The sequence below is a fragment of the Mucilaginibacter sp. dw_454 genome, assembly GCF_018449775.1.
GTDB lineage: Bacteria > Bacteroidota > Bacteroidia > Sphingobacteriales > Sphingobacteriaceae > Mucilaginibacter.
The window spans coordinates 1,462,533-1,489,428 of sequence record NZ_JAAVVB010000001.1 but is presented as its reverse complement, the minus strand read 5'-3'; the positions used below and the strand labels follow the sequence as shown (position 1 = coordinate 1,489,428).

Genomic DNA, 26,896 nt, shown 5'->3' with positions numbered 1-26,896 from the left:
CTAAAGGGCTTTGTTATTTATGAAAATACAGCCTCTTGATTCTCGACTCTTAAACCTACAGTTCTTTCCTCAGCCTTGCTACAGGGATATTCATCTGCTCACGGTATTTGGCTACCGTACGGCGGGCTATGTTGTAGCCGGCATCTTTCAGTATCTCGGTTAGTTTTTCGTCGGCCAGGGGATGGCGTTTGTCTTCTTTTCCAATGTGCTCTTCAAGGATCTTCTTAACCTCTTTATTTGATACTTCTTCGCCGCTTTCGGTTTGGATAGCTTCAGAGAAGAAAGACTTTAAAAGGTAGGTGCCATGCTCTGTTTGAACGTACTTTGAATTTGCAACGCGCGATACTGTCGAAATATCCATGCCTATCTTATCGGCAATGTCTTTCAATATCATCGGTTTTAAGTTCTTGTCATCGCCGGTTAAAAAGAAATCGTACTGGTAATGCATAATGGCATTCATGGTCTTCAGCAGGGTTTGCTGGCGCTGCTTAATAGCATCGATAAACCACTTTGCCGAGTCGAGCTTTTGCTTTACAAACTGTACTGCTTCTTTTAACTTTTTATCTTTTTGCGATGCTTTATCGTAGTGCTGAAACATCTCCTGGTATGAGCGGCTTACACGCAGCTCAGGAGCATTCTTTGAATTCAAAGTTAATATCAGTACACCATCGCTATTCTTGATATGGAAATCAGGAATAACCTGCATCTGCTTGGTATTTACTTCATTCGAGTCACCCGGTTTCGGGTTAAGCTTCAGGATCTCATTCACCACACCACGCAATTCAATCGAGGTCATGTTTAATGATTTTTCCAGTTTGTCGTAGTGCTTGCGGGTAAACTCTTCCAGGTAATGCTCAACTACCAAAATAGCTTTGACGATAATAGGATCATTAATGTCCTTGCGGCGCAGTTGTATTAGCAGGCATTCCTGCAGGCTGCGTGCGCCAATGCCGGGAGGGTCAAAGCTTTGAATCAGCTTTAGCATATCCTCAACCTCCTCATCCTCGGCCATTACGTTTTGCGAAAATGCCAGGTCGTCGGTAAGTGATGTAATAGGGCGGCGCAGATAACCATCGTCATCCAAACTGCCTATAATCTGGTTGGCTATTTTGAAGTCTTTGTCAGACATGGGTAACATATCTAACTGAGCCTGCAGCATCTCGAAAAACGAGCTTTGTACGGCAAAAGGTATCTCTTTACGATCGTCCTCGTCCTCGCCATTCTGGTCATAGCGCGATCCGTAGTCGTTTACGTTATCTTCCTGCAGGTAATCGTCAATATTAAACTCATCTGCCTCGCCGCGTTCCTCATCGTTATTGTAATTGTCTTCGTCGGGGTCGCGGTCGGGATATTGTTCTTCGGGTTCGTTAAGGTTGGTTAAGCTCAAATCCTCCAAAGCCGGGTTCTCTTCCAGCTCTTCTTTAATCCGTGTATCTAAAGACACGGTAGGCACCTGCAGCAGCTTGATAAATTGTATCTGCTGGGGCGATAGCTTTTGTAGTAGTTTTTGTTGAAGGTTTTGTTTAAGCATAAATCAGATACAGGGCAAATCTACATCAATTACCCATAAATTAAAACTGTTTATTATGAAAGCGGTTTTACCATAAATACCTAAAAGCAACATTTGTTTGGACGAGTCAATAATTTTATGATAACTTTAACTTATAACTTTAAAACTATGGCTATTGTAAAAGAATTTAAAGAGTTTGCCATGCGTGGCAACGTGGTTGACCTGGCAGTTGCTGTTGTAATTGGTGCTGCTTTTGGCAAGATTGTAAGCTCACTGGTTGATGATATCATCACCCCGGCTATACTTAAACCTGCCCTGACCGCAGCACATTTGACCAACCTGTCTCAATTGGTAATACCCGGCACGGCTATTAAGTACGGTAACTTCCTGTCGCAGTGTATATCATTCATCATAGTGGCGATTGCCTTGTTTGCCATAATTCTGGCTATTAATGCCACTAAGAAGAAAGAAGAAGTTGCCCCGGTATCCGCACCTGAACCAACAAAAGAAGAACTATTACTTACAGAGATACGCGACTTGTTAGCGAAGAAATAATAAAGAACCACCGGTGTGGTGATCCACGCGAGAATGTGGATCAATTGGATCAGATTTAAAAGACAAATATCTGACAATTAGATAATTGAATAAAAATTATTAATAGTTGGATCACTTTGGATCAGTTTTTATGACTTTTAAGTCATTTTTGGATCACTTGATTTCTGCCTTTTCAACGATGCTTAAATTTTTTTTAACAACATTTAAGAGATTTTTAAAAAGCAATCAAAACTTATCAACGTGCCGCTGATAAGTTTTTTTAAAACTCTGTTTGAAAAACTAAAAAATTACGCTACATTTGCGCTCTTGTTTTTTAAAAACAAATAGAATAAAAAGTCATGAAAAGAACGTTCCAGCCTTCTCAAAGAAAAAGAAGAAATAAACACGGTTTCCGTGAGCGCATGTCAACAGCTAACGGCAGAAGAATATTAGCTGCAAGAAGAGCTAAAGGCAGAAAAAGACTAACAGTGTCAAGCGAAGGTCGCCACAAAGCATAGATATTTGGTTACTTGCTCTCTTGTTTTTCAAGGGGTTTGAACCTGTTTTAACTTACGGTTCATAATTAGTAGCTATGTACACCTTTACAAAAGAAGAACGGTTATGCAATAAAAGGCTCATTGATGGGCTTTTTCATGGCGGTTCTTCTTTTTTATGTTACCCCTTCAAAGCCTCCTGGCAGGCTGCAACGCAGCCGCAAAAGTTTCCCGTACAAATAGTTTTCTCAGTTTCAAAAAGGCGATTTAAACACGCGGTTGATCGTAATCTGATCAAACGCCGCATACGCGAAGCTTACCGTTTAAATAAACAAGCTCAACTTTATACTCCGCTTATTGATGCCGGCAAGCAAATTATATTATCGGTAGGTTATATTGGCAAAGAAATTGCCGATTATGATTTGATGGAAAAGAAAATGCTGAAACTTTTAATTCAGCTTAGTACTGATGTGATAAAATGAATGCATTGATACGCTCATTCAAGGCGCTTATAGGTGCTTTCTTTGTTTTGCTGATACGCATCTATCAATATTTTATATCGCCGCTTACAGGGGCTTCTTGCCGTTATACGCCAACCTGCTCGCAATATGGGGTAGAGGCTATAAAAAAACATGGTGCCTTTAAAGGCGGATGGTTAACTTTGAAACGCATTGCCAGCTGTAATCCCTGGGGTGGGCACGGTCATGATCCGGTGCCTTAAGTACAATTTATAAAATGAGTATTATTCTTCAAATAGAAACTGCGACAACCGTTTGCTCCGTATCGTTAGCAAAAAATGGCGAGACTATAGCCGTAAAGCAATTAAATGAGCGTAATATCCACGCCGGGGTAATTACTTTGTTTGTAGAGGAATTGGTAAGTAGTAGCGGTTTAACGTATGCCCATATTGATGCGGTTGCCGTAAGCAGTGGACCGGGATCTTACACGGGTTTACGCATAGGGGTATCTACAGCTAAAGGGCTTTGTTTTGCGTTAGATAAGCCTTTGATTGCGATAGAGACCCTGGAGTCGATGGCCCATGGTATATTAGCCGAAACCTGCGTTGCCCCTGATGTTTTGCTATGCCCCATGATTGATGCGCGCCGGATGGAAGTTTATACCGCTTTATTTGATGCTAACGGAAGCGTAGTGAAACCAACATCGGCAGAAATAATTGACGAGCATAGTTTTAGCGAACAATTATTAGCGCACAAAATATTGTTTTTTGGAGATGGCGCCGAGAAATGCCGGTCAACTTTGGGCGATAATCCTAACGCGATATTCAATACTGAATTTTCAAACTCTGCCACTTACCTTAACAACAAAGCGCTACAAAAATATGCTGCCGCGCAATTTGAAGATATGGCCTACTTCGAGCCATTTTACCTGAAAGATTTCCTGGTAACGCAAAAAAAGGTTTAGTAGTTAGGGTCTTTTTTGCCGAACATACCATCCCAGATCTTGCCAAAAAATCCTTTATCGCCGGCCGGGCCTATTCTGCTCGAGTTCATCCTGCGCTCTATTAGTTGTCCAAATTTAAATGACACACCAATATAGAAGTCTAAACCCGTAAAACTCGTTGCCGGTGTTTTGAGTTGAGATTTATTATCTAAAGTTCCTTGGGTAGCTGTATGAATAAAATTTACTGTACTTAGCAAACGCTCGCTACCTATAAAAAATTCAGAATTTTCAGACTTGCTCATGTATTGAAAACCCAGGTTGGCCGCCTTTAACTCGTCATAAGTTGTAGTAAGCGCTATGCTGCGGGTACCAAATTGCAGCGGCGCAACCAGGGCCGCCGTAAAGCCATTATAAAAAAGCTCTTTAGAACCTATTAGTGTTGGCGAAAATTTGAGATAGCCATCGTCATTAAGCCACCATGTTTTGTTAATGCTTAATTCCAGCAATCCATTGGTAGGGCTAACAAAGCTCTTATTTTTGTTGGAGCCGGTGGTTAAGCTGTCAAGACTATGTGTAATAATGTCTTCGCGTTGGGCACTCGAAAAGTTATTGATTAAGGTGCTGCCGCTAAAAGTGGAAATGTACGATTTACCTGACCAACGTATAAAGCCAAGATTCTTGATGTTGCCCTGCCATTTAAAACCGCTTTCATCTAAATAAGTGGTGCCAATACTAACTGATGCGCCCGGATTAGTTAAAAACGGGAAAGCTTTTTCTGCAGTTGATTCGCCTTTTTGATTACTTGCATAATTGGTGCCCGATAAATATAACATTGCCTGATCTGCGTTCTTATTAAATGTAACACTCGACTGATCTATGTCGATTTTACGATAGGCGAGACCCGCCAGCGCGCTAAATTTAAAACCGATTGCCAAACGCCTGGTAACTTGCTCGCGGTAAGTGAAACTTAGCTGATGATAAGCCTGGTAACTTAAATTATCATTGAATACATTGGCATAACTGTTGGCCGGAAAATTGGTAGTCCCATTAAAAAAGGCTATAGATTCGTCAGTAGCAGTACCACGCGCTTCTGCCCGGGTATTTAGTGATACCCCCATTTCCTGGTCGCCGTCTTCGCTGGTAAAAACCTTTAACATAATGGTGTAAACATTGGCGTTAACGTTAAAACGGTTGTAAGCGTGCTGGCCTGTTACCAGGTTAGCGGTATTATAATAGTTATTGAACAAGCGGGTCTTTAAAGCTTCCTGGCCATTGCCGGTAAGTAACAGATTAGCATCGAAGTTTGGTATAAGAAAGTTAAAAGCAAACTGCTTTGTTGTGTCAGGGATAAAAGCGCGTTGCGACGGATTCTCGAACGAATCGTATAATGAACCTGTATTGTATTGTGCAAACCGTTGCCCAAAAACCTTAATCGTAGCTAGAAAAAGGAGGCAGACAAGTAGACTTTTTTTCATTTAATATTAATAAGCTAACAGGGGGTATACTTTTTTAAAGATAAAACTCCAAATCAATTTAAGCTAAAATAAAATCAATTTTTGTTTTAGAGTTAAATATGTAACCAGGTATGATTATTTTACTGTTTTTGTAGCAACGGAGTCGGGTTGATTCAAACTCATGCAAAAGCTGGTGTAAAAGTTTTTGTTTGACGAAATTAACTGATATGATGCTCCGTAAAAATTCTTCCAGCCGGTTTCGTCGGTTTTAAAGTCGTGATAGAAATCATCAGCCAGGTCGCGCTCCAAAATAGGTTGCGCGTTTTTAAAGTTGATGTACCAGCTAACATTACTACGCTCGGCCAGCAAATCGGCAAACTGATTGTATTGCTTAGATTTACTTTGTAGTTTTTGGTTGAAGTAGTAATCGTGATAACTGCTCAGTTCTGATTGGCTGTTAGCTAAAACAAGATAGTTGTCTACCACCATAAACCAGGGGCGATTAAAAAGGCTAAATGCATCGCCCAACAAAAAGAAAGGTAGCTTGCGGTAGTTAACCTGGCCAATTTCGTCGGTAGTCATGGTGCTGATATTCTTCATTATGGGTTTAAAGGCCGAGCCATCTTTTAAACTCACAATGGCATATTTCTCCATGTATTTGGTAGTTACTACAGCAAATTCCTGACCTAAAGATTGGTTGAACTCCGTAATTAAATTAACACCTGTCTCAGACTTAATCCTTGCGAAGATGGAGTCCTTCTCGGTTTGCATTTTGGCTTTGGTGTACCAGGCAGACAAATCAGACTTAAACTTTATTGGATCTGACATCGAAAAGCAAATGCTATAAGCCGTAGTCGAGGGGAAGATATCTTTCAAATTATTGGCGACAGGTTGCTGGTTAGTAAACAGGTTAAGGTAACTGGTTGGCTGGTCGGTTTCAATATTCGAAAAACCGGTAAATAGCAAAGCATCACTTTTGAAATTTAAATTGAGGGCTGCCAGGGCCGGAAACAGCTTAAAGCATTTAAAAATATCAGTATTCTGATTATTAAACAACACCGCAAAAAATGGATTTAAATTGTGGTAATTGATATATAAATTAGCCAATGAGTTAGTGTTTTGCTGTTCAGGCAGGGCCATGAAAGCTTTATTGTCTTTCGGGGCGATGTATTTTGCGCTCAGTTCAATTAAGTCCTTGGAGAAACTGCCTGTGTAGATACCGTCCTCCTTGTTCAATAAATAAAAACGTTTTTTCAAAATGGAGGAGTAGATCACATAACCTTTTTTGCCATTAAAAGTGGTAGGCGTAACCACCAGGCCTTTGTTGGTTTTAACGGTTAATTGATCAATATCGTCGGGATTGAAATTCTTGATAGCTGCGGTAGTAATGAGCAAGCCGATTGATTTATCGGCCATGGGATGCAGCGAGATAAAAGCATTTTGCCCGTTAAAGAATTTTTGTAGTACCGGGTCCTTAAATAGCTGGTCGTGCAGGGTATCCAGTTCGCCCAATTGTTCATGGCCAATAACGGCAGCAAATAGCTTGTTGCCGTTAAAAATATCATAAAAGCTGTCGTCGTTATTAAACTCAAAAACCAGCGCCGCGTTGTCCGGAATGGTACGCATGGTTTGGGTGGTATGCAACCCCGGTGTATTTAAATTCCTGAAATAAACGACTGTGATGCCGGCCGTTGCCAGTACCAAAAGTGTTGTGATAACAATTAGTCGCTTCATTGTAATTAGATTACGGTGCAAGTTAGATTTTTAGCACCATCCATTCAAGTAATAGTTTCAATTGGTTAACTTAGCCTTCTGAATAATATGAATAAATCTATCGTTATTACCGCAGCATTATTCGGCATGATTGCCGTGATAGCCGGCGCCTTTGGGGCACACGGATTGAAAACAATGATAGCTCCCGATCAACTGCAGATCTGGCACACCGCGGTGGAGTATAATTTTTACCACGTTTTTGCTTTATTATTCTTATCGGTACTGGCTAAAAATAAAACCAGTTGGACAACAGCTGCCTATTATTTGTTTACGTTTGGTATTGTCTTTTTTTCAGGATCATTATACCTGTTAGCCTGTCGGGATATTTTAAATTTAAAGGCCAGCGTTATTGGCCCTATAACACCGATTGGTGGTTTGTTATTTATAGGCGGATGGGCATCGCTTGCTGTTGCCGCTTCTAAGAGTAAATAATGATGCTTGAATTTACCGAGGGCCAACATATAGACAGGAAGACGCTTTTTGTTGAAGTAGTTTTGCCGCTGGCGATAGCTAAAAACTATACCTATAGGGTGCCGTACGAGCTGAATAATGTAATTGCTATCGGCAAGCGTGTGGTAGTGCAGTTTGGTAAAAGCAAGTTGTATACGGCCGTAGTATCAGCTATTAACGAGTATCCGCCAGAAAAATATGAAGCCAAATATTTATTGGAGATATTAGACGATCGACCGGTGGTGACCAATCATCAACTGCAATTCTGGAAGTGGCTGGGCGATTATTACATGTGTTACGATGGCGAGGTGATGAACGCAGCCCTGCCATCGGCCCTTAAACTTGCCAGTGAAACTAGGATTGTGCTCAATAAAGAATTTGAGTATGATAAATCTATATTGCACGACAAGGAATTTTTGATTGTTGAAGCTTTAGAGATCCAGCCTGAACTGACCATTAGCGATATCTCTAAACTGCTAAGCCAAAAAACGGTAATGCCGTTGCTGAAAGGTTTATTCGAAAAGAATATCATCAATATATCTGAAGAAGTAAGCGACCGTTATAAACCACGCAAACGCACTTTTCTGACTCTTAATCCGGTTTATCAAAACCAGGAAAACCTGAAAGAGCTATTTGGTATATTAGAAAAGCGGGCACCCAAACAAGCCGACGCGGTTTTGGCCTACATGAAACTGGCCCGTCACCAAAAAACCATTTCCAAAAATGAACTGGTAGAAGAGAGCGGCGCCGGCGCATCGAGCATTAATTCTCTGATAGAAAAAGAAGTATTTATAGCCGAAGAGCGCAATGTAAGTCGCCTTTTTTATGAGGAAGAATTTCTGGATGCCAATTTTAAATTAAGCGAACACCAGCAAACGACTTTAGATACCGTTAAAGCGCAGTTTACGCAAAAGGATGTGGTGTTGCTACATGGTGTTACTTCGTCTGGCAAAACACAGATCTATATCAGGCTAATTGAACAGGCTATAGCGCAGGGAAAACAAGTGTTATACCTGTTGCCGGAGATTGCACTGACTACTCACGTTATAGAAAGATTGCGCCAATATTTCGGAGCCAATATAGGTGTCTATCACTCACGGTTTAATGATAACGAGCGGGTAGAAGTTTGGCAAAAGGTATTGAACAATGAGTATAAAGTAGTGCTCGGCGCACGCTCGTCAGTGTTTTTGCCATTTGCTGATCTGGGTTTAATTATTGTAGACGAGGAGCACGAGACGTCCTACAAACAATTTGACCCGGCTCCGCGCTATAATGCGCGCGATGCGGCAATCTTCCTGGCTAATTTGCATGGGGGTAAAGTGCTATTAGGGTCGGCTACTCCATCTTTTGAAAGCTACTTTAATGCACGTACACACAAGTATGGCTTTGCTGAATTAACCGAACGCTATGGCGGTGTAGAACTGCCGACTATTGAGGTAGTAAGCATAGCAGAAGAAACAAAGAAGAAAACTATCCAATCACATTTTACCAGCGTTTTAATGGCCGATATGCAGACCGCACTCGCCAATAAAGAGCAGGTGATCCTGTTTCAAAACCGCAGGGGCTATGCGCCAGTGCTTTTATGCAAGATCTGCGCCTACACGCCAAAGTGTATCAACTGCGATGTTAGCCTTACCTTTCATAAACATACCGGCAAGCTGCATTGCCATTATTGCGGCTATAAGGAAGACTCGCCTTCTATTTGCCCGGCTTGTGGCTCAACACAATTGGAATATCGTGGTTTTGGTACCGAGAAGGTAGAAGATGAATTGAGCCTGCTTTTGCCTGAGGCACGTCTGGCACGCATGGACCTGGATACCACGCGTTCGCGTAACTCGCTTCAAAATATTCTGAATGACCTGGAAGAGAAGAAGATTGATGTGCTAATAGGCACCCAAATGGTAGCCAAAGGACTTGACTTTGCAGATGTGACTGTCATCGGTATCATTAGCGCTGATAGCCTGCTTAAATATCCAGACTATCGTGCCAACGAGCGTAGTTTCCAGATGTTGGCCCAGGTTAGCGGCAGGGCAGGGCGTCGCGGCAAGCAAGGGAAGGTGGTTATTCAAACTTACGACCCTACACACCGGGTGATCAAACAGGTAATAGAAAACAACTATAGCGACCTTTATTTTACCGAGATGGAAGAGCGAAAGGCTTTTCATTATCCGCCATTTTACCGTATCATCAACCTGGATATAAAACACAAGGACCCAGAGATCTTATATAACCAGGCCACCTACCTGGGCAAAGAATTGCGCCAGCATTTTGGTGAGGACCGGGTTGTTGGTCCGCAGGTACCGTTGGTTAGCCGGATCCGCAATTACTATATTCAGTCCATCATGCTCAAGTTTGAAAAAGATGGGGTATCTATTAATAAGGTTAAGACAACTATTCGCGATATCATCACCCAGTTTCAGACTACAAAGTTGAGCAAGGGTAGTATCGTGCAGCCTGATGTGGACCCGTACTAAAGTGCTATTAACTGAGCCTCGAAAATAGGTGCAAAACGAAATTCATTCACACTATGCGAGTTGTATAAGATTTCTCCTCGTAACTCGTTGAATTAACAAAAATCACCGAATTTTAGTATAATTTAGTGCCAGTAAATCGTGTCATGGCATATAAATACGTTGATAATTACCGCGAGCAAGGCGCCCGCAAAAAACTGGTCGAGGAGTTAAGAAAAAAGGGGATTGAAGACGAGCCTGTTTTACAAGCCATAAGCAAAGTTACACGCCATTATTTTTTTGATGAAACTTTCTGGAACCAGGCTTACAAAGACATCGCCTTCCCAATAGGCGAGGGGCAAACTATCTCGCAGCCCTACACGGTAGCTTATCAAACAGAATTGCTCCATATTAAAAAAGGTGATAAGGTATTGGAGATTGGTACCGGTTGTGGTTATCAAACTTGTGTGCTGATGGAAGTAGGCGCCAAGGTTTTTACTATCGAGCGCCAGGAGAAACTTTTTGAACGCACCCGAAGTCTACTACCCCGAATGGGCTACAAGGCTCATTTCTTTTTAGGCGACGGCTCAAAAGGTATCGCCAGCCATGCGCCTTACGACAAGATCATTGTTACCGCAGGTGCACCTACGGTGCCTGAAACATTATTGGGCCAATTAAATATAGGTGGTACACTGGTTATTCCGGTAGGCGACGAAAAATCGCAACAAATGGTAACCATTCTTAAAACAAGCGCACATGATTATGAGCGCCATGTATTAGATACTTTTAGGTTTGTACCTTTGGTGGGGGAACGGGCCTGGTAGAAAAACCCTAAATACCAGATTTGTCATTCTTCGCTATGCTCAGAATGACAAGTAATTTTTAGGAAATCCGAAATTCGATATCAAATTACCTTTTCAACGCCCTGTCAATCTCCACTTTAGTGTCGCGCTCTTTAAGGGTTTCGCGTTTATCGAAAGTCTTTTTACCCTGTGCCAGCGCTATCTCTAGTTTAGCAAAGCCGCGTTCGCTGATGAAAATTGCTAATGGCACAATGGTCAGTCCTTTCTCTTCACCTCGGGTTAGTAGCTTTTTAAGCTCTTTTTTGTTGAGAAGCAGCACGCGGTCGCGCTTGGCTTCGTGGTTGTAAAATGAGCCGAAAGTATATTCAGAAATATGTAGGTTGCGCACATAAAGTTGCCCGCTGATGAACGTGCAAAACGCGTCATTAAGGTTGGCTTTACCACTACGGATTGATTTGATCTCAGTCCCCAGCAGTTTTAGCCCGGCAGTATATTTGTCCAGGATAGTATATTCAAAATATGCTTTTTTATTCTTGATGTAAATCTTTTCTTCGGCCATTGCGGTGCAAATTTACGCAAAATGCATTTATTTCTGCGCCTTAACTACCAGTACCGGGATATTAACCATATGGCGTACTTTGTTTACGGTAGTGCCAAATATTAAATCCTTTAAAGCTTTGTGGCCATGCGAACCCATCACCATAAAATCAATTTGTTGGCTTTTAACAATGTCGGCAATTGCGCTTGCAGCAGTACCGTAGCCAATTTTTGCTTCGGCTTTATATCCTAATTTATGTATAGCGGCTACATATTGGTCCAAATTGTCTACGTCGCTTTGGGTTTCGTGGTCCATAGCCTGGTCGCCATAGTAGCGTGCTCCGGCAGTTTCAACCACATGGATCAATATATAATTAGCCTTCTTGCCACCCTGCATAATGGCGTGCCGAATGGCATTGGTGTCGTTTTCAGAAAAATCGATGCTAACGCCAATGGTATTGTAAACCACCGCTTCCAGGTTGTCTATTTCGCTCGCTATACCATGCGGTATGTAAGTGGGCACATCAGCATGTTTGAACAATAGTGGACGCAGGAAAACATATAACAACAACAATGCTATACCAATTACTACAGGTATCACCAATACGTACATCCAAAAAGCAGTATCAGGCGAAATCGCCGCCCATTCTTTTATCTGCTCGTAAATCAGTTTAACATTCAGTGCGATAATTAGCCCCGCAGCTAACCAGGCGAAGAATTTGACTTGAGTGCTGATGGCAAAGCTGCCCATCTTTTTCTTGTCAGATGTAAAATGAATCAATGGGATAACCGCGAAACCTAACTGTAAGCTCAAAACCACCTGACTTAAAATTAGTAGGTTACTCAAGCCATCCTGCCCCGCGTAAATAATGGTGAATACAGCCGGTACAATAGCCAATACACGGGTTAACAACCGGCGTAACCAAGGCTCAATGCGCAGGTTGATATGCCCCTCCATGATGATCTGGCCTGCAAGCGTACCTGTAATGGTCGAGCTTTGCCCTGCGGCTATCAGCGCAATAGCGAATAATACCGGAGCCGTGCGGCCAAAAATATGTTCGAGCAATTTGTAGGCGTCCTGTATCTCAGCAATATGAAAATAGCCATTCTTGAAAAACGCACTTGCCGCCAGGATCAATATAGCAGCGTTTACCAGAAAGGCCAGGTTAAGCGCTATTACGGTATCGAATAAATTGAACCGGATAGCGGTTTTTAAACCTTTATCTGTCCGCGTAATTTGTCGGGTTTGTACCAGGGACGAGTGCAGGTAAAGATTATGCGGCATAACTGTCGCACCAATAATGCCTATGGCTATATATAAGGAGTTGCCTGTTAAATTATGCGGAATAAAACCTAAAGCAACCTCTTTCACGTCGGGGGTTACTATAAACATCTCCACCAGGAAAGATAAGCCAACAATAAAAATCATTGATATGATAAACCCTTCCAGTTTACGCATGCCTTTATTCATCAGGAAGAGCATGAGTAACGTATCGGTAATAGTTAAGGATACCCCCCATATTAACGGCAGATGGAACAGCAGGTTTAAACCAATGGCCATGCCAATGATCTCGGCCAGGTCGCACGCGATAATTGCTATCTGCGCCAATATATAAAGACACAGGTTGACAAAACGCGGGTAAGTGATCTTTGATGCCTGCGCCAAATCCAGTCCGCGCACAATGCCTAAACGTGCCGATAGCGATTGTAGTAATAAAGCAATGAGGTTTGAGGCGAAAAGCACCCAGATCAGTTTATAACCAAAAGCACTGCCGCCGGCAATATCCGTGGCCCAATTGCCGGGGTCCATGTAACCAACGCTAACCAGGTAAGCCGGGCCTATAAAAGCCAGGATCTTTTTCCAACCGGTTTTATTTTCGGTAGATACCGAGCCGTGCACATTTCCTAATGATTCGTTAAATCCGCCGCTCATATCGCTACCAGTAAATTTTTAGCCACATCGCGGCTTATGTGAATGGCGATTGTTTCAACTTGTAATATCATAGAGTTATCGTATGCTATAATGTCTGTAATTTTTATTTTTTTGCCGATGATGAGCTGTTGTTTGTCCAGGTACTGTAAAAAACCGGGCGAATGGTCGCGCACTCCTGAAATAATACCCGCCTCGTTTAATTTTAAAGATGCCACCGGTATTAATTCATGCTTTTTAAAATTTCCGTCGCGGTCTGGTATCGGGTCGCCATGCGGATCATGTTTCGGATAATCCATAAACTTATCCAGGCGATCAACCAGCTCTACCGACGAAATGTGTTCCAACTCTTCGGCCATCTCATGTACCTCATCCCACTTAAAATTTAGCTTTTCTACCAAAAAGTATTCCCAAAGTCGGTGACGGCGAATAATTTGTAAAGCGATTTTTTCGCCAACGGCAGTAAGCGTAACTCCCTGATACCGCTCATAGTTGATCAGCTCCTTATCGGCCAACTTTTTCAACATATCTGTAACCGATGCTGCTTTGGTGCATAGTGCTGCAGCTATCTGGTTGGTACTCACGTTTAAATCATTTAACGAGAGGTGATAAATGGCTTTTAAATAATTTTCTTCGGCTAGTGTATTCATTTAAACAAATCTAATCGTTTTTTTAGACTTGTCTAAAAATTTGGAAATAAAAAATAATATTTTACGATTATTGTTTTGGAAAAATATAATTTTGTATTTTGTTTAAAATTATCGACGTAGTTATGGCTGCAGAACTGGACAGGATTGACCTGCAAATACTTAAAACCTTACAAGAGAACGGAAGAATCACTAATCTTCAGCTTTCGACAGAGATCGGATTATCGCCGGCGCCAACGCTTGAACGCGTGCGTAAACTGGAAAATGCCGAATATATAAAGAGCTATCATGCTCTGGTAGACGAGGAAAAACTTGGCCTGGGCATTAAAACCTTTATACAGATATCGCTTGATTTTCATCAGAAAGATACCATCCACACTTTTATTGCCGAGATAAAAAAGATCAAGGAAGTAACCGAGTGCCACCACGTAACCGGCCAGTGCGACTTTTTACTGAAAGTTTATGTGCGCGACATTAAATCGTATGAGCAACTGATCATGGAAAAGATCAGCCGCATCAGTGTGGTTAAAACTTTCCAAACGATGATGATCATGTCGACCAGTAAAAAAGAACCTATAGTGCCGTTGGAATACTAATTAGTGCCAGGTGAATGTGTTAGGGTGATATGAACAATTTGTTATATTAATGTGATTAACGCCAAGTTGATTTACCAATGTGTTATATTAGTATGATTATTTTTTACCTAAATAATAAAGCAATGCAAATCAAGAAAATTGTAGTCAGAATAGTTTTAGCTTGTATCATCATTTCGGCTTTAGAACACTGGCCAGATATTAAACAAGGCGTAGTTGCCGGTTTTAATGATGGCCTTTCATCAGCTAGTAAATAATCAGCATCAATTCAAAACATTCATTAACCACTCATTAAACTAATGTATCTGCCAGTCAATCGGTTTTTCACCGTGCTCTTTCAGGTAGGTATTGGTTTTTGAAAACGGTTTAGAGCCAAAGAACCCGCCATGGCTAACAGCCATAGGTGAGGGGTGCGTTGATTTGATGACCAAATGTTTGCTGTTATCTATCAGTGTCGCTTTTGATTGCGCGTAAGCTCCCCATAGGATAAACACTACGTGTTCCTTTTTGTCTGATATGGTTTTGATAACCGTGTCTGTAAATTGTTCCCAACCTTTTTTCTGGTGAGAGCCGGCATTGGCAGCCTGCACGGTTAATGTAGCGTTCAATAGTAACACGCCTTGTTCGGCCCATTCGGTCAGATCGCCGGTTTGAGGTATAGTAAAGCCGGGAATATCTGTGGCCAGCTCTTTGTAAATGTTTTGTAGCGATGGAGGTGTACGGATACCTTTTTGCACAGAAAAAGATAAACCGTGTGCCTGGTTGGCGCCATGATATGGGTCTTGTCCCAATATCACCACTTTAACTTCATCAAATGGCGTTTTAGCAAAAGCGTTAAAAATATCTGAGTTTTTTGGGTAGATGATTTTGCCGGTCTGCTTTTCGTCTTTTAAAAATTGACGCAGCTTAAGCATGTAATCTTTATCAAATTCGGTATGTAAAACCTTAAGCCATGATGGCTCTAAATCAATTGCCATAAATATTTCTGAAATGTTGATTAAGAGTACAAATAAACGGATATTTGCAATCAATTTATAGGATAACAAATTATGTCAAATATAGTTCGGCTAATTATAGCCTGCGTTTTTTTGGGTGGTGCGGTTGCACTTTGCGCCTTTGGTTTTTGGGGTTGGGGGATTTTGGTGTTGTTGCTCGGCGGTATCATCCTGTTATCGTTCTTCTTTAATGAGAATATGATCATTGCCCAATACTTCTTGCGTAAAGAGCAATCAGACAAAGCAGAAGCATGGTTAGGTAAAGTAAACGATTACGAAAAGCAATTACATAAAAATCAGCATGGCTATTATAATTTACTTATCGGTTTGATCGAGTCGCGCAAAGCACCGTTAAAATCAGAAAAATATTTTAAGAAAGCATTGCAGCTGGGCATGACCATGTCGCACAATACCGCATTGGCTAAAATAAGCCTGGCAGGTATAGCAATGGCTAAGCGTAATAAGCGCGAAGCAACTATGTACTTACAGGAGGCTACAAAAGACGATAAGAATAAACTGCTGACGGAACAGATTAAAATGATGAAACAGCAGATGGCCCAAATGGACAAACAGGTAATTAAGGGCGGATATCGCCAACAATTCTAAGGAATAAAATAATAGGCTTTAAAACAATTGTTTTAAAGCCTATTTGTCGTCAAGCGAACTGAAATAATCAGGTTCTGACTGGTGGCTCTGATTATAGCTGATGTTTCTGTCGGGCGTCGAGAAGCTATCTTCTGAAGGATTAGCAACTTCAACAATCTTCAATAAACTTCTGATAAATGACAAGTTGAAATTTGACCTGTTCAATTTTATCAAGTATTCGCTTTCTGTAATTTCTAATATTGAATTAGTCATGACTCTTGCATATAATGTGTGTATGTAAATGTACGTAACACATCAAATGCCAAAGTTTCCAGCATTTTATTATTATATTAAAGAATTGTTAATAACGATTGTGGAAAATCGTTAATTGAACGTAGAAACGCAATATTTTGCGCCTTTTTGCTGTCTTGCCATTTTAGACGCAAGATATTGCGTCTCTACATTATGCTATTCAAACCAAGCCATAACAACCTCTTTGGCCGGCATGGTAATTTCAAGTTTTAGCTTTTTACGCATACCCCCCAAATCATTAAATACCTTGTTCGGATTTGCAGCCTTTAATTCATCAACCGTATTGAAGCCCATTTTATTTAATACCTGCACCCATTCGGCCGGTACGCCAATTTTTACAAAGTCATCGGCTGTTGCTACTTTGGCTTTCTTTTCAGGGCGCATTTGTGGGAAGAATAATACTTCTTGTATCGTACTCTGGTTAGTCAATAACATTACCAAACGGTCTATCCCGATACCTAAACCCGATGTTGGCGGCATACCATATTCTAAGGCACGTAAAAAGTCGTCATCCATCGCCATAGCTTCGTCATCACCACGGCCAGCCAGGATCAATTGTTCCTCTAGCCGTTCACGTTGATCAATGGGGTCATTTAACTCTGAATAAGCGTTGGCAATTTCTTTGCCATTTACAAATAATTCAAAGCGTTCAACCAAACCGTCTTTAGTACGATGCTTTTTAGCCAGCGGCGTCATTTCGATAGGGTAGTCGGTAATGAAGGTTGGCTGGATCAGGTTAGCTTCTACCTTAGCGCTGAAGATCTCGTCGATCAGCTTGCCTTTTCCCATTGTGGTATCAACCTCAATTTTAAGATCATTACAAACCTCGCGTAGGCCGGTTTCATCCATTGCCGAAACATCTATGCCTGTATATTTTTGGATGGACTCATACATGCTCAAACGAGTGTATGGGCCTGCAAAGTTGATCTCGTTAGCCCCTACCTGTACAGCGGCAATACCATGTACGGCACGAGCCACTTGCTCCAGGCAGTCTTCAACCATAGCCATCATCCAGATATAATCTTTATAGGCTACGTATATTTCCATAGCGGTAAACTCCGGGTTATGCGTACGGTCCATGCCCTCGTTACGGAACATTTTGCCAAACTCATAAACACCGTCAAAACCGGCTACTATTAAACGTTTTAAATATAACTCGTTAGCGATACGCAAAAATAGCGGCATATCCAACGTGTTATGGTGCGTAGCAAACGGACGCGCCGCCGCGCCACCATGCACAGGTTGCAAAATCGGCGTTTCTACTTCCATCCAGCCTTGTGCGTTAAAGTAATTGCGCATAGCGCTAATCACTTTTGATCTTTTAATAAAGATCTGTTTGTATTCCGGGTTAACTGTTAAATCAACATAGCGCTGACGGTAACGCATTTCAGGGTCAGTAAATCCATCGTGGATATTACCGTCCTCATCGCGTTTAACAACAGGTAGCGGCTTTAATGATTTTGAAAGAATAGTCAACTCTTGTACGTGTACAGAGATCTCGCCAGTTTGAGTCAAGAAAACGTAGCCTTTAATGCCCATGTAGTCGCCAATATCCAGCAATTTTTTAAATACGGTATTGTATAAGGTTTTATCCTCGTCAGGGCAAATATCGTCTCGTTTGATGTAGACCTGCATCCGGCCTGTGCTGTCCTGAATTTCGGCAAATGATGCACTGCCCATAATACGGCGGGTCATGATCCGGCCGGCAATAGTTACCTGTTTATAAGTATCCGGGTTAGCTGCGAAATTATCGGTTATGTCCTGCGCAAAATCAGTAACCTTAAATTCCTCGGCAGGATATGGATCAATGCCCAGGGCACGTAATTGTTGTAATGATTCGCGGCGTATAATTTCCTGTTCGGATAGTGCAATACTCATGTTTTTGTAACGATATTTTATTGAAGCTGCAAAAATAGGATTTTTTTGGGTTGCGCGTTAGGATAAGCTTAACATTTACCGAGATAGCTTACAGGACAGACACAGACAGTTAGACTTAAGAATGTATTTATCTTGCCCCACCAATTATTACCAACCCAATGAACCGAATACTTTTTACGATTGTTTTTGTAGCGCTATGCGTTGTTAATGTTAAAGCACAGGATGCTTTACTAGCCGGATTTAAAAACCCGCCACCCTCTGCCAGGGCACGTACCTGGTGGCACTGGATAGACGGTAACATCACTAAACAAGGCATCACCGCCGACCTGGAAGCCATGAAACGCGTGGGTATCCAGGAAGCACAGATCTTTAACGTAGGACAGGGATATCCCGATGGCCCGGCGACTTACATGACCCCAAAATGGCTGGAGCTTTTTAAGTTCGCTGTTACAGAAGCGCACCGGTTGGGGATGCAGTTGGCATTTCACAATGGTCCGGGTTGGTCATCAAGCGGAGGGCCGTGGGTAAAACCTGAAAATGCTATGCAGACTGTAGTTTATAGTCAAATTTTGGTTCAGGGAGGCAGCGCTATTCATCAGGTGTTGACGCAGCCGGCAACTAAGTTTAACTATTATAAAGACATTGCTGTGCTGGCTTTCCCGACCCCTAAAAGCAATAAGAGGATAGACTTGCTGCCAATTAAATCCTTATCGGGCAATGACTTTAAAACACATTTAGACCCGAGTGATAAGATAATTGCTGTAGACGCAATCATCAGCAAAAAAGACATAATTGACTTGACATCTAAAATGTCGTCAGACGGCACATTAAACTGGACAGCCCCCGCCGGCGATTGGACGATCATCCGTTTTGGCCATACGCCAAATGGAAATGAAAATCACCCTTCAGAAAAAGGGGGAGCAGGACTCGAAATTGACAAAATGAGCCGCAAAGCAGCTGATGCTTACTGGGCCGACGGTATAAAACCTATTCTGGATTATGTCGGTCCACTGGTTGGCAATACGTTGAATAACTGTTTGATAGATAGCTATGAAGTGGGTTGCAATAACTGGACAGAAGGTTTTAATACCGAGTTTAAAAAGCGCCGGGGTTATGATTGTCTGAGCTATTTACCTGCGCTGGCTGGTTACTATGTAGAGAGTGGCGAAGTATCTGAGCGTTTTCTGTGGGATTTCCGCCGAACGATTGGCGACTTGTTTGCTGATAACTACTACGGCTACTTTGCCCAACTGTGCCATAAAAATAAAATGAAGTTTTCTACCGAGCCCTATGGCGGCCCTTACGAATCAATGCAGGTAGGCGCGCCGGCCGATGTGGTAATGGGCGAGTTCTGGCTACCGGGTGGCGATTATGCGGAGTCGGCAAGAATGGCGGCGTCTGTAGCGCACGTTAATGGCAACTCCATTGTAGGTGCAGAATCATTTACCAGCATTGGTGGATGGATCAACCACCCCGCAACCATGAAGCCACTCGGCGATAAAATGTGGACAGAAGGCATTAACCGCTTTATCTTTCACAGCTATCCGCTTCAACCTTATAATATTGCGCCCGGCGTCACCTTTCATCAATGGGGTGTAGAAATGAGCCGCCTGAATACCTGGTGGGAGCAAAGTAAAGCCTATATGAGCTACCTGGGCCGATCACAGTTTTTATTGCAACAGGGAAGAAGCACGGCCGATGTTTTGGTTTTCAACGATGAATCTTCGCCCAACGATGCTATTTTAAGAAACGATATTAAAAGACTGGGCTATGATTATGACCAGATTGGTCCCGACGAGTTAGCTCGACTTACGGTTAAGAATGGCAAGATTTATAATCATGCCGGGTTAGCCTACCGTTTATTAGTGCTACCTAAAAGCATGTGGGCAAGGCCGCAATTGCTAATCAAGCTTAAAGATTTGGTTGCTTCCGGTGCAACCATCATCGGCTCTAAACCTACTAAATCGCCAAGTTTGCAAGGTTACCCTGCCAGCGACGCACAAGTTACCCAGCTTGCTGATGAATTATGGAGCGGTAAGATCTCGACCGATCTCTCAGTAGCCCATGCACTTGCCAAGCAACATTTAGTTCCTGATTTTTCTGGTGGCATTACAGGGTCTGATCTTAATTTCATCCACCGCACGGTTGGTAATGACGATATTTACTTTATTTCTAATCCACAAACTAATACAAGAGAAGAAGTGTGCAGATTCAGGGTGTCGGGAAAGAAACCTCAACTTTGGAATTCGGAGACCGGTAAAGTTGAAGATGTTTTAGTTTGGCGAAAGGGGGCAGGCAATACCACGGATATCCCGATGTCTTTTAATACTAACGGATCTGTTTTTGTGATCTTTCGTGGTGCGAAGGCCCCATCATCATATCATATCGCTAACGCGAAAATTACGTTAGACCGTCCACAGCAACAGCCTTTGCCTGATTTGCATATTATTAAAGCAGAGTACGGCACCTTTCTGCCGGAGGGAATTGCTGACGTGACTGATACCTTGACTAAAGCTGCTAAAAATGACGGACTTCATATAGTAGCTAATAATGCCCTTTCGTCCGGCGACCCTGCTTTTGGATCAGTAAAAGAGTTACGGATGGATTATGAGTTAGGCGGCCAGCGGCATCAATTAAGTGTTTTAGAAAATCAGCATTTGGATTTGCCATTTAACGGCCAGCAATTTAAGTTGATCAGGGCGCTTTATGGCAGATTCTTACCTGACATGATAGGCGTGCCACCAAAATATCCAATTTATGATGTCACCGGCAAAGTGAATGACCTGGTTTTGGCAAATACATTGGTGTTTGCTGTTAACGACCAGTTGTTTGATACTCCGCCTGCTGAGAAGGGAATTAAGCACGAGTTGCACATGGCTTATTATGCCAATGGAGAAACAAAGACCGTTGTGGCAAAGACGGGAAATATCGCTCATTTAGAAAGAGATATTCCGCAACCAAAACTGGATTATAACAATGGTACACCTGAATGGGTTACGCCATATGCCGGCAAAGTAACTTACAAAACCGCCGGGGGATCAAATAAGACGGCAGCAGTTGCATTTGTGCCGCAGCCTATCGAACTGTCTGGCCCCTGGGAGTTGACCTTCCCTAAAAATACAGGCGCTCCGGCAAAAGCTACTTTTCCTAAGCTTATTTCATGGCCAACTTCCGACGACGAGGGTATCAAATATTTTTCGGGAACAGCGACTTATAAAAAGCAATTCATTTTAACTGCAGATGCATTTAAGACAGGTAATTCACTCGAGTTAGATCTGGGCAGCGTAAGTGTTATAGCCGAAGTAATTGTAAACGGAAAGAACTTGGGTGTGTTATGGAAAATCCCTTTCAGGATTGATTTGACAGGTGCGGTACATGCCGGTAAAAATGATATCGAGATCAGCGTGACCAACTTATGGAGAAACCGACTAGTGGGAGATGCAAAGATGCCTTCGGATGTAAAATATAATGGATCTGTTATAGCTGAGTGGCCTAACTGGGTAGACAGTACAGGGAAGCGTGATTCTAAACGCACCACCTTTGTCACGTTTAATCATTGGGATGAAAAGTCACCTTTGCAGCAATCAGGATTAATAGGTCCGGTTATAATAAGGTCATATCAGCATGTGAAATTGACGAAGTAAAGATCTTTAAGCTAACTTTGGGTAATGTATTTTACCGAAACAGAGGCTATAATAGCTAAACATGGTTTGGTGCCCGATTTAATTACCGGCAGCACCATGTTTAGCATTAACAAGGCGCATTGCAGTGTGATGTATAAGCGCACTGATTTTTTGGTGCCGCATCGTAAAGATTATTATTTCTGGGCCTTTGTAAAGGATGGCGCTAATAAGCATTGGATAGACGATAAACAATACACACTTAAGCCGGATACTTTTTATTTTACCATACCACACCAGGTACATTTAAAAGAAGATGCTAAGCCGTTTACGGGCATTGTGCTTGGTTTTACAGATGAATTTCTGTCGCTCGAAGAAAACTCGATGCTGCGCCAGTTGCCTGTTATTCAGAATCCGGATAATGGTCATGAGCTAAATTTGAGCGATGCTGATGTGGCCTTTATAGGCGACATGCTGGAAAAGATCTATATCGAAAACGCCAACAATAATAACTGGCAACACAGCATGTTGATGAGTTACATGCGGGTATTGATGATCTACCTAAGCCGCCTGTATGTAGAGCAATTTAGTAACATAGATACGGCGCCTGAACGTGTCTTACTGAAAAAGTATTTGAGCAAAATTGAAGAAAATTATATTCAGTATCATGAAGTTACCGCTTATGCCGATATGCTCAATATATCTGCCGGGCATTTAAGCGAGGTGGTGAAGGAGCAAAGTGGTAAGTCGGCCATTACACATATTCATGACCGGCTCATCATGGAAGCCAAACGTTTACTTTTTCACACCGATTCTTCAATTAAAGAAATAGCTTTTGCGTTAGGATTTGAGGATGCATCCTACTTTAACCGTTTCTTCAAACGCATCGTAAATGATACGCCGGTGGCTTACCGTACCACTGTCCGCGAAATGTACCATTGAAACCTTTAGGAGTGCAGTTGTGTTGATTTTAGGTAAGATACTTTTGTATCAAATAAAACACGAAATGAAAAAAGTACTCATAACAGGAGCCAATAAAAGCATTGGCTTTGAAACCGCCAGACAATTATTACAAAAAGGATATTTTGTTTACCTGGGCAGCCGCAGCCTTGAAAACGGCGTGGAAGCCGTAGCTAAACTAAAGGCCGAAGGTTTGAATAATGTGGAACCCATCCAGATCGATGTAGGCAATCTGGAATCGGTAATTAATGCCGCCAGCCAAATTAAAGAATTGGATGTTCTGATTAACAACGCCGGTATTTTAGGTGGTATGCAGCAAACACCATCTACCACGCCTTTATCAACCATTAGAGAAGTTTTTGATACTAATTTCTTTGGTGCGATAAGCGTTGTTCAAGCCTTTATAGATAAGCTGAAAGAATCGCCTGAACCAAGAATTGTAAATGTAACATCAGGTCTGGGGTCATTAACCTTACACAGTAACCTGAATTGGAAATATTACAATGTTAAGGGCGCGGCTTATGGTCCGTCTAAAACAGCGCTGAACGCCTATACGGTACATTTGGCTTATGAACTGCGCGATACCACTTTTAAAGTAAACGCTGTTGATCCCGGCTATACTAAAACCGACTTTAACCATCATAACGGCCCCGGATCTGTTGAAGACGCAGCCGCCATTGTAGTGAAATACGCAACTATTGGTGCCGATGGTCCTACCGGAAAATACTTTAGTAACGATATAGAGGCTACTAATCAGGAAAGCCCCTGGTAGTATTTTTATACTGCGTTCTGTTTGATACCTTTGTGGTATGAACGTTAAGGTTATTGCCTTTGATGCTGACGATACACTTTGGGTAAATGAGCCCTATTTCAGGCAGTCTGAAGAAGCTTTTTGCACGTTGCTGGAAGAATATCTTCCACGCCACGAACTGGAGCGAGAGCTGCTTAAAATTGAAATAGCCAACCTGGGGTTGTATGGCTACGGCATCAAAGGCTTTATACTTTCTATGATTGAAACGGCTATGACCGTTACCAATAACATGATATCGACCAAAACCATTGGCGAGATCATTGATTTGGGTAAACAGATGCTGAACCAGCCCATAGAGTTATTGGATGGAGTAGAGGATGTTCTTAAAACGCTGAAAGGCAAATATCGCCTGGTGGTTGCCACCAAAGGCGACTTGCTTGATCAAGAACGTAAACTACGCAAATCAAATCTAACCGGTTATTTTCACCATGTAGAAGTAATGTCTGAAAAGGACGATGCCAATTACCTCAAACTCATCAAACATCTTGACATCCGCCCCAGCGAACTGCTTATGGTGGGTAATTCGTTAAAAAGCGATGTACTGCCCGTACTCAACATTGGCGGCTATGCCATTCACGTACCATACCACATTACCTGGGCCCACGAAGAAATTGAGCAAAGTATTGATAGTGGGATGTTTAGAAGTGTAGAAAGTATTAAGGATATTCTGGGGTTTGTATAGCTACCGCGCTAACAGACTGTCTAACACTCTGGTTTTCTTTAAAGTGTCAATAAAGTTTTGAGTAAAGTACTGCGAGCCACCGCGGTTTAGATGAACGGTGTTGTAAAAATATTTTTGGTTATAACTTATTGGGTGATTACTATAGTCAAAAAACGGGATACGATACTTAGTTACTAATGATTTGAAAACCGACATTATCTCGGCCCGGTTTTTAACCAAAGTTCTACCGCCTATGTACTCTGGCGTATTTACAAAAATCAACTTAATGTTACGCCTTCTGCAATCAATAATAAACTGATCAAAGTTTTTTACCATATCGCTGTCAATGCCAAATTTAAAATTAGCCATTTTTACCTTTTCAGCTGCCAGGTCTTGCTCCCATGTCCCATCGGTTGCGCGGTAGCCTTTTATTCTGGCGACATGCTCCGGTCGTCTGTGCCTAAATATTGAAATAGCATTCCTAAGAACATCATGCTGGCCGTAATATCTTTTAAAAGGTATTACAAAGTCAGCAGCATCGTAAGGCGATTTATGTTTGCAGACTTGCATCATGTCCCAATCCCAAAGCATATAGGGCAATATTTGAGTTGGCATAAACATATAATTTATTTTGTTAAACATAGCCAGGTCTATCGATTGTATAATAACCTTCGGCTGCCGGTTATATTTCAATAGCACTTTGCATCGCAGGCCCTGTATGTCAAAGTTGTTGCCATCATCACCAATATTATAAACCGATGTGTTGAGTTCACGGCTCATCTTATCGGCATCAAAGTGCACCAGCGCCCTTGAACTGCCGTTTATAATGATGTCAGAATTTATCCGGCCGTTATAAATATCATTCCACACCGGAATCTCATCAGCTGCAAATGTTAAACTCTTTTTTAGGTTAGTACTAATAAACACATCAAGCAAGATGCCCGTTATTAAAGGCAGCGCCAGGAAGATTATCAAATTGCGTAGGTACTTTCTCATTTAAAATTGAAAGTAAATGAAGTTTTGCCCCGTGGTCGAAAAAAAGAATACGGTAAAAATTATAAAATAATAAAATGCCCACTGTGCGGCACGTGGCCAGGTCTTAACTATGGCTAATCCGTAATCATATGTTCTGCTTTTCCATTCTAATACCAGCATCCCAATAATGAAAATAGTAAAAGAATACGACAACCTTATCGGTTTTTCAAGCAATGAGGTCGTAAATAACCGATGAATAAATTGGACTGCATTGGCAATAGAATCAGACCTGAAAAAGATAAACGAAAATGCAACCAGGCAAAACGTTAGCAATATGTTTTTAAACTCAACTAATGATGGCCAATTTTTTACACCCGGTTTTTTTGTTTTATTAACAGTACCATTTAAAACAAGCGGAATGAAATATAGGCCGTGCAACAAACCAAATATGATAAAGGTCCAATTGGCGCCATGCCATGCGCCTATTACCGTCAAATTGATTAAAACGCTCAAAATTAAACCAACTTTACCATAATCTCTAAAATGAATGCTTAGCGGAGTGAAGACATATTCTGTGAACCATTTGGTTAATGATATGTGCCACCTACGCCAAAAATCGGCAATGTTTTGAGCGAAAAAAGGAAAGTTAAAATTTTGAGTTACTTTAAATCCAAGCAGGCGCGCTAAGCCAATAGCAATATCAGAGTAGCCTGAAAAATCGGCATATATCTGAATGGGGTATAATATTGCCGCTATTAATAACGTGCTGCTATTACTGGCGAAATAAGTTTTATAAATGCCATCTGTGTAGAAGGCTATATTATCGGCAATGGCAGACTTTTTAAACAAGCCCCATAATATTTGCCGCGTTGCATCAACCGCTTCTGTATATATGAAATTTCTTTTTGCCGCTAGCTGAGGAATGAGCGTTTTGGCTTTGTCAATAGGGCCGGCAAGCAGGCAGGGAAAGAAAGCAATGAAGGAAAAGAAGATGACCCAGTTTTCAGTTGGTTCAAGTTTGCCTTTGCCAATGTCAAGAATGTAATTTAAAGCCCTGAATGTGTAAAAGCTTATACCAAGTGGTAATAGGATATTTAATGTATGGGGATCTGCATGAAGGCCAATTTTGGACAATATGGCAACAGCAGATTCAATGAAGAAGTTTACATATTTAAAAAAAAGCAGGGAGCCAACATTGGCAATTATACCAATGTTTATATAGACTTTTTTCAAGCGCGGAGAAGAGGCTCTGTAAGCATATTTGCCCACCAGAAAATTAACCAGTGAGCTGCCAGCTAAAAGTGCTAAAAAGCGCCAGTCCCACCAGCAATAAAATACATAACTGGCAAAAAGCAGCAATAGGTTTTGCAGCCGCAAATTGTTCTTAAACGCCAACCAGTACAGTAGGAAGAAAGTAGCAAAAAATGCAAGGAAAATTGAAGAAGTGAATAGCATCTTTTACCTCGGGCAATATTAAAGTTGATTGTACAAATTACATATTTTAAGACTTCGTCCGCCTATCT

General features: G+C 41.7%; 26 protein-coding genes. 15 read left to right on the top strand and 11 right to left on the bottom strand.

Annotated elements, in window-relative coordinates; all coding sequences use genetic code 11:
• Window positions 1-55: 55 nt before the first annotated feature.
• The gene (rpoN, locus tag HB679_RS06720; protein WP_214071161.1) at window positions 56-1,531 is read right to left on the bottom strand and encodes an RNA polymerase factor sigma-54; all 1,476 of its coding nucleotides are present in this window, start codon (window positions 1,529-1,531) and stop codon (window positions 56-58) included.
• Between the two features lie 147 nt (window positions 1,532-1,678).
• Between rpoN and mscL the strand changes: the two genes are divergently transcribed.
• From mscL to tsaB, 5 genes are all read left to right on the top strand, one after another.
• A complete protein-coding gene (gene mscL, locus HB679_RS06715) occupies window positions 1,679-2,065 on the top strand; it encodes a large conductance mechanosensitive channel protein MscL (RefSeq protein ID WP_214071160.1) in 387 nt (128 codons plus the stop codon).
• Between the two features lie 338 nt (window positions 2,066-2,403).
• Window positions 2,404-2,562, top strand: a complete 159-nt coding sequence (gene rpmH, locus HB679_RS06710) for a 50S ribosomal protein L34 (RefSeq protein WP_214071159.1) — start codon at window positions 2,404-2,406, stop codon at window positions 2,560-2,562.
• Between the two features lie 74 nt (window positions 2,563-2,636).
• Window positions 2,637-3,020, top strand: coding sequence for a ribonuclease P protein component (locus HB679_RS06705; RefSeq protein WP_214071158.1), 384 nt, complete (start codon window positions 2,637-2,639; stop codon window positions 3,018-3,020).
• A complete protein-coding gene (gene yidD, locus HB679_RS06700; protein WP_214071157.1) occupies window positions 3,017-3,259 on the top strand; it encodes a membrane protein insertion efficiency factor YidD in 243 nt (80 codons plus the stop codon). The genes HB679_RS06705 and yidD overlap by 4 nt, the downstream gene beginning before the upstream one ends.
• A 14-nt stretch (window positions 3,260-3,273) precedes the next feature.
• Window positions 3,274-3,960 (top strand): tRNA (adenosine(37)-N6)-threonylcarbamoyltransferase complex dimerization subunit type 1 TsaB, encoded by a 687-nt coding sequence (gene tsaB / locus HB679_RS06695; RefSeq protein ID WP_214071156.1) that lies wholly within the window; start codon window positions 3,274-3,276, stop codon window positions 3,958-3,960.
• On the opposite strand, the gene HB679_RS06690 is transcribed toward tsaB, so the two are convergent.
• Together HB679_RS06690 and HB679_RS06685 are read right to left on the bottom strand one after the other, a co-directional pair.
• Window positions 3,957-5,414, bottom strand: a complete 1,458-nt coding sequence (locus HB679_RS06690) for a DUF5723 family protein (protein ID WP_214071155.1) — start codon at window positions 5,412-5,414, stop codon at window positions 3,957-3,959. The genes tsaB and HB679_RS06690 overlap by 4 nt on opposite strands.
• Window positions 5,415-5,528: 114 nt before the next feature.
• Window positions 5,529-7,127, bottom strand: coding sequence for a hypothetical protein (locus tag HB679_RS06685; protein WP_214071154.1), 1,599 nt, complete (start codon window positions 7,125-7,127; stop codon window positions 5,529-5,531).
• An 87-nt stretch (window positions 7,128-7,214) separates the two neighbouring features.
• Between HB679_RS06685 and HB679_RS06680 the strand changes: the two genes are divergently transcribed.
• From HB679_RS06680 to HB679_RS06670, 3 genes are all read left to right on the top strand, one after another.
• Window positions 7,215-7,598 (top strand): DUF423 domain-containing protein, encoded by a 384-nt coding sequence (locus HB679_RS06680; protein ID WP_214071153.1) that lies wholly within the window; start codon window positions 7,215-7,217, stop codon window positions 7,596-7,598.
• Window positions 7,598-10,090: a primosomal protein N' gene (gene priA, locus HB679_RS06675; protein ID WP_346345134.1), complete on the top strand. Its 2,493-nt coding sequence runs from the start codon at window positions 7,598-7,600 to the stop codon at window positions 10,088-10,090. The genes HB679_RS06680 and priA overlap by 1 nt, the downstream gene beginning before the upstream one ends.
• Window positions 10,091-10,233: 143 nt before the next feature.
• Complete coding sequence (locus HB679_RS06670) at window positions 10,234-10,890, top strand: protein-L-isoaspartate(D-aspartate) O-methyltransferase (protein ID WP_214071152.1); 657 nt, start codon at window positions 10,234-10,236, stop codon at window positions 10,888-10,890.
• 85 nt (window positions 10,891-10,975) lie between these two features.
• Here HB679_RS06670 and smpB read toward each other — a convergent pair whose 3' ends face one another.
• From smpB to HB679_RS06655, 3 genes are read right to left on the bottom strand one after another with little or no spacing between them, the layout of a single operon-like run.
• Window positions 10,976-11,428 (bottom strand): SsrA-binding protein SmpB, encoded by a 453-nt coding sequence (smpB, locus tag HB679_RS06665; RefSeq protein ID WP_214071151.1) that lies wholly within the window; start codon window positions 11,426-11,428, stop codon window positions 10,976-10,978.
• 27 nt (window positions 11,429-11,455) lie between these two features.
• A complete protein-coding gene (locus HB679_RS06660; RefSeq protein ID WP_214071150.1) occupies window positions 11,456-13,339 on the bottom strand; it encodes an Nramp family divalent metal transporter in 1,884 nt (627 codons plus the stop codon).
• A complete protein-coding gene (locus tag HB679_RS06655; protein WP_214071149.1) occupies window positions 13,336-13,986 on the bottom strand; it encodes a metal-dependent transcriptional regulator in 651 nt (216 codons plus the stop codon). The genes HB679_RS06660 and HB679_RS06655 overlap by 4 nt, the downstream gene beginning before the upstream one ends.
• Window positions 13,987-14,108: 122 nt before the next feature.
• On the opposite strand from HB679_RS06655, the gene HB679_RS06650 reads away from it, so the two are divergent.
• Together HB679_RS06650 and HB679_RS20585 are read left to right on the top strand one after the other, a co-directional pair.
• On the top strand, window positions 14,109-14,579 hold the full coding sequence (locus tag HB679_RS06650; RefSeq protein WP_214071259.1) for an Lrp/AsnC family transcriptional regulator: 471 nt from the start codon (window positions 14,109-14,111) through the stop codon (window positions 14,577-14,579).
• Window positions 14,580-14,701: 122 nt separating this feature from the next.
• Window positions 14,702-14,833: a hypothetical protein gene (locus HB679_RS20585; RefSeq protein ID WP_255547542.1), complete on the top strand. Its 132-nt coding sequence runs from the start codon at window positions 14,702-14,704 to the stop codon at window positions 14,831-14,833.
• Window positions 14,834-14,872: 39 nt separating this feature from the next.
• Here HB679_RS20585 and ung read toward each other — a convergent pair whose 3' ends face one another.
• Window positions 14,873-15,553 carry a uracil-DNA glycosylase gene (gene ung / locus HB679_RS06645; RefSeq protein WP_214071148.1) on the bottom strand — a complete coding sequence of 227 codons (681 nt, stop codon included), beginning with the start codon at window positions 15,551-15,553 and terminating at the stop codon, window positions 14,873-14,875.
• A 72-nt stretch (window positions 15,554-15,625) separates the two neighbouring features.
• Between ung and HB679_RS06640 the strand changes: the two genes are divergently transcribed.
• Window positions 15,626-16,177: a DUF2892 domain-containing protein gene (locus HB679_RS06640; RefSeq protein ID WP_214071147.1), complete on the top strand. Its 552-nt coding sequence runs from the start codon at window positions 15,626-15,628 to the stop codon at window positions 16,175-16,177.
• Between the two features lie 39 nt (window positions 16,178-16,216).
• Here the strand turns inward: HB679_RS06640 and HB679_RS06635 are convergent, their stop codons facing one another.
• Entirely contained in the window at window positions 16,217-16,429 is a 213-nt protein-coding gene (locus HB679_RS06635) for a hypothetical protein (protein WP_214071146.1), read from the bottom strand.
• 195 nt (window positions 16,430-16,624) lie between these two features.
• The gene (gene lysS, locus HB679_RS06630; RefSeq protein WP_214071145.1) at window positions 16,625-18,346 is read right to left on the bottom strand and encodes a lysine--tRNA ligase; all 1,722 of its coding nucleotides are present in this window, start codon (window positions 18,344-18,346) and stop codon (window positions 16,625-16,627) included.
• A gap of 158 nt (window positions 18,347-18,504) precedes the next feature.
• On the opposite strand from lysS, the gene HB679_RS06625 reads away from it, so the two are divergent.
• From HB679_RS06625 to HB679_RS06610, 4 genes are all read left to right on the top strand, one after another.
• A complete protein-coding gene (locus HB679_RS06625; RefSeq protein ID WP_214071144.1) occupies window positions 18,505-21,990 on the top strand; it encodes a glycosyl hydrolase in 3,486 nt (1,161 codons plus the stop codon).
• Between the two features lie 24 nt (window positions 21,991-22,014).
• Window positions 22,015-22,908 carry a helix-turn-helix domain-containing protein gene (locus HB679_RS06620; RefSeq protein ID WP_214071143.1) on the top strand — a complete coding sequence of 298 codons (894 nt, stop codon included), beginning with the start codon at window positions 22,015-22,017 and terminating at the stop codon, window positions 22,906-22,908.
• Window positions 22,909-22,972: 64 nt separating this feature from the next.
• Window positions 22,973-23,698 (top strand): SDR family oxidoreductase, encoded by a 726-nt coding sequence (locus tag HB679_RS06615; RefSeq protein WP_214071142.1) that lies wholly within the window; start codon window positions 22,973-22,975, stop codon window positions 23,696-23,698.
• A gap of 37 nt (window positions 23,699-23,735) precedes the next feature.
• The gene (locus HB679_RS06610; protein ID WP_214071141.1) at window positions 23,736-24,419 is read left to right on the top strand and encodes an HAD family hydrolase; all 684 of its coding nucleotides are present in this window, start codon (window positions 23,736-23,738) and stop codon (window positions 24,417-24,419) included.
• On the opposite strand, the gene HB679_RS06605 is transcribed toward HB679_RS06610, so the two are convergent.
• Both HB679_RS06605 and HB679_RS06600 read right to left on the bottom strand, forming a co-directional pair.
• A complete protein-coding gene (locus HB679_RS06605; RefSeq protein WP_214071140.1) occupies window positions 24,420-25,394 on the bottom strand; it encodes a hypothetical protein in 975 nt (324 codons plus the stop codon). It abuts the gene before it with no gap.
• Window positions 25,395-26,828, bottom strand: coding sequence for an MBOAT family O-acyltransferase (locus HB679_RS06600; RefSeq protein ID WP_214071139.1), 1,434 nt, complete (start codon window positions 26,826-26,828; stop codon window positions 25,395-25,397).
• Between the last annotated feature and the right edge of the window lie 68 nt (window positions 26,829-26,896).

What these genes read in the sequence shown, in the direction of transcription:
- mscL (WP_214071160.1), top strand. Translation starts at nt 1,679, where the DNA reads ATGGCTATTGTAAAAGAATTTAAAGAGTTTGCCATGCGTGGCAACGTG.
- HB679_RS20585 (WP_255547542.1), top strand. Translation starts at nt 14,702, where the DNA reads ATGCAAATCAAGAAAATTGTAGTCAGAATAGTTTTAGCTTGTATCATC.
- tsaB (WP_214071156.1), top strand. Translation starts at nt 3,274, where the DNA reads ATGAGTATTATTCTTCAAATAGAAACTGCGACAACCGTTTGCTCCGTA.
- yidD (WP_214071157.1), top strand. Translation starts at nt 3,017, where the DNA reads ATGAATGCATTGATACGCTCATTCAAGGCGCTTATAGGTGCTTTCTTT.
- ung (WP_214071148.1), bottom strand. Translation starts at nt 15,553, where the DNA reads ATGGCAATTGATTTAGAGCCATCATGGCTTAAGGTTTTACATACCGAA.
- lysS (WP_214071145.1), bottom strand. Translation starts at nt 18,346, where the DNA reads ATGAGTATTGCACTATCCGAACAGGAAATTATACGCCGCGAATCATTA.
- rpoN (WP_214071161.1), bottom strand. Translation starts at nt 1,531, where the DNA reads ATGCTTAAACAAAACCTTCAACAAAAACTACTACAAAAGCTATCGCCC.
- HB679_RS06620 (WP_214071143.1), top strand. Translation starts at nt 22,015, where the DNA reads ATGTATTTTACCGAAACAGAGGCTATAATAGCTAAACATGGTTTGGTG.
- HB679_RS06690 (WP_214071155.1), bottom strand. Translation starts at nt 5,414, where the DNA reads ATGAAAAAAAGTCTACTTGTCTGCCTCCTTTTTCTAGCTACGATTAAG.
- HB679_RS06705 (WP_214071158.1), top strand. Translation starts at nt 2,637, where the DNA reads ATGTACACCTTTACAAAAGAAGAACGGTTATGCAATAAAAGGCTCATT.
- HB679_RS06640 (WP_214071147.1), top strand. Translation starts at nt 15,626, where the DNA reads ATGTCAAATATAGTTCGGCTAATTATAGCCTGCGTTTTTTTGGGTGGT.
- HB679_RS06685 (WP_214071154.1), bottom strand. Translation starts at nt 7,127, where the DNA reads ATGAAGCGACTAATTGTTATCACAACACTTTTGGTACTGGCAACGGCC.
- HB679_RS06660 (WP_214071150.1), bottom strand. Translation starts at nt 13,339, where the DNA reads ATGAGCGGCGGATTTAACGAATCATTAGGAAATGTGCACGGCTCGGTA.
- HB679_RS06605 (WP_214071140.1), bottom strand. Translation starts at nt 25,394, where the DNA reads ATGAGAAAGTACCTACGCAATTTGATAATCTTCCTGGCGCTGCCTTTA.
- HB679_RS06680 (WP_214071153.1), top strand. Translation starts at nt 7,215, where the DNA reads ATGAATAAATCTATCGTTATTACCGCAGCATTATTCGGCATGATTGCC.
- rpmH (WP_214071159.1), top strand. Translation starts at nt 2,404, where the DNA reads ATGAAAAGAACGTTCCAGCCTTCTCAAAGAAAAAGAAGAAATAAACAC.
- HB679_RS06655 (WP_214071149.1), bottom strand. Translation starts at nt 13,986, where the DNA reads ATGAATACACTAGCCGAAGAAAATTATTTAAAAGCCATTTATCACCTC.
- HB679_RS06635 (WP_214071146.1), bottom strand. Translation starts at nt 16,429, where the DNA reads ATGACTAATTCAATATTAGAAATTACAGAAAGCGAATACTTGATAAAA.
- HB679_RS06670 (WP_214071152.1), top strand. Translation starts at nt 10,234, where the DNA reads ATGGCATATAAATACGTTGATAATTACCGCGAGCAAGGCGCCCGCAAA.
- priA (WP_346345134.1), top strand. Translation starts at nt 7,598, where the DNA reads ATGATGCTTGAATTTACCGAGGGCCAACATATAGACAGGAAGACGCTT.
- HB679_RS06650 (WP_214071259.1), top strand. Translation starts at nt 14,109, where the DNA reads ATGGCTGCAGAACTGGACAGGATTGACCTGCAAATACTTAAAACCTTA.
- HB679_RS06615 (WP_214071142.1), top strand. Translation starts at nt 22,973, where the DNA reads ATGAAAAAAGTACTCATAACAGGAGCCAATAAAAGCATTGGCTTTGAA.
- HB679_RS06610 (WP_214071141.1), top strand. Translation starts at nt 23,736, where the DNA reads ATGAACGTTAAGGTTATTGCCTTTGATGCTGACGATACACTTTGGGTA.
- HB679_RS06600 (WP_214071139.1), bottom strand. Translation starts at nt 26,828, where the DNA reads ATGCTATTCACTTCTTCAATTTTCCTTGCATTTTTTGCTACTTTCTTC.
- smpB (WP_214071151.1), bottom strand. Translation starts at nt 11,428, where the DNA reads ATGGCCGAAGAAAAGATTTACATCAAGAATAAAAAAGCATATTTTGAA.
- HB679_RS06625 (WP_214071144.1), top strand. Translation starts at nt 18,505, where the DNA reads ATGAACCGAATACTTTTTACGATTGTTTTTGTAGCGCTATGCGTTGTT.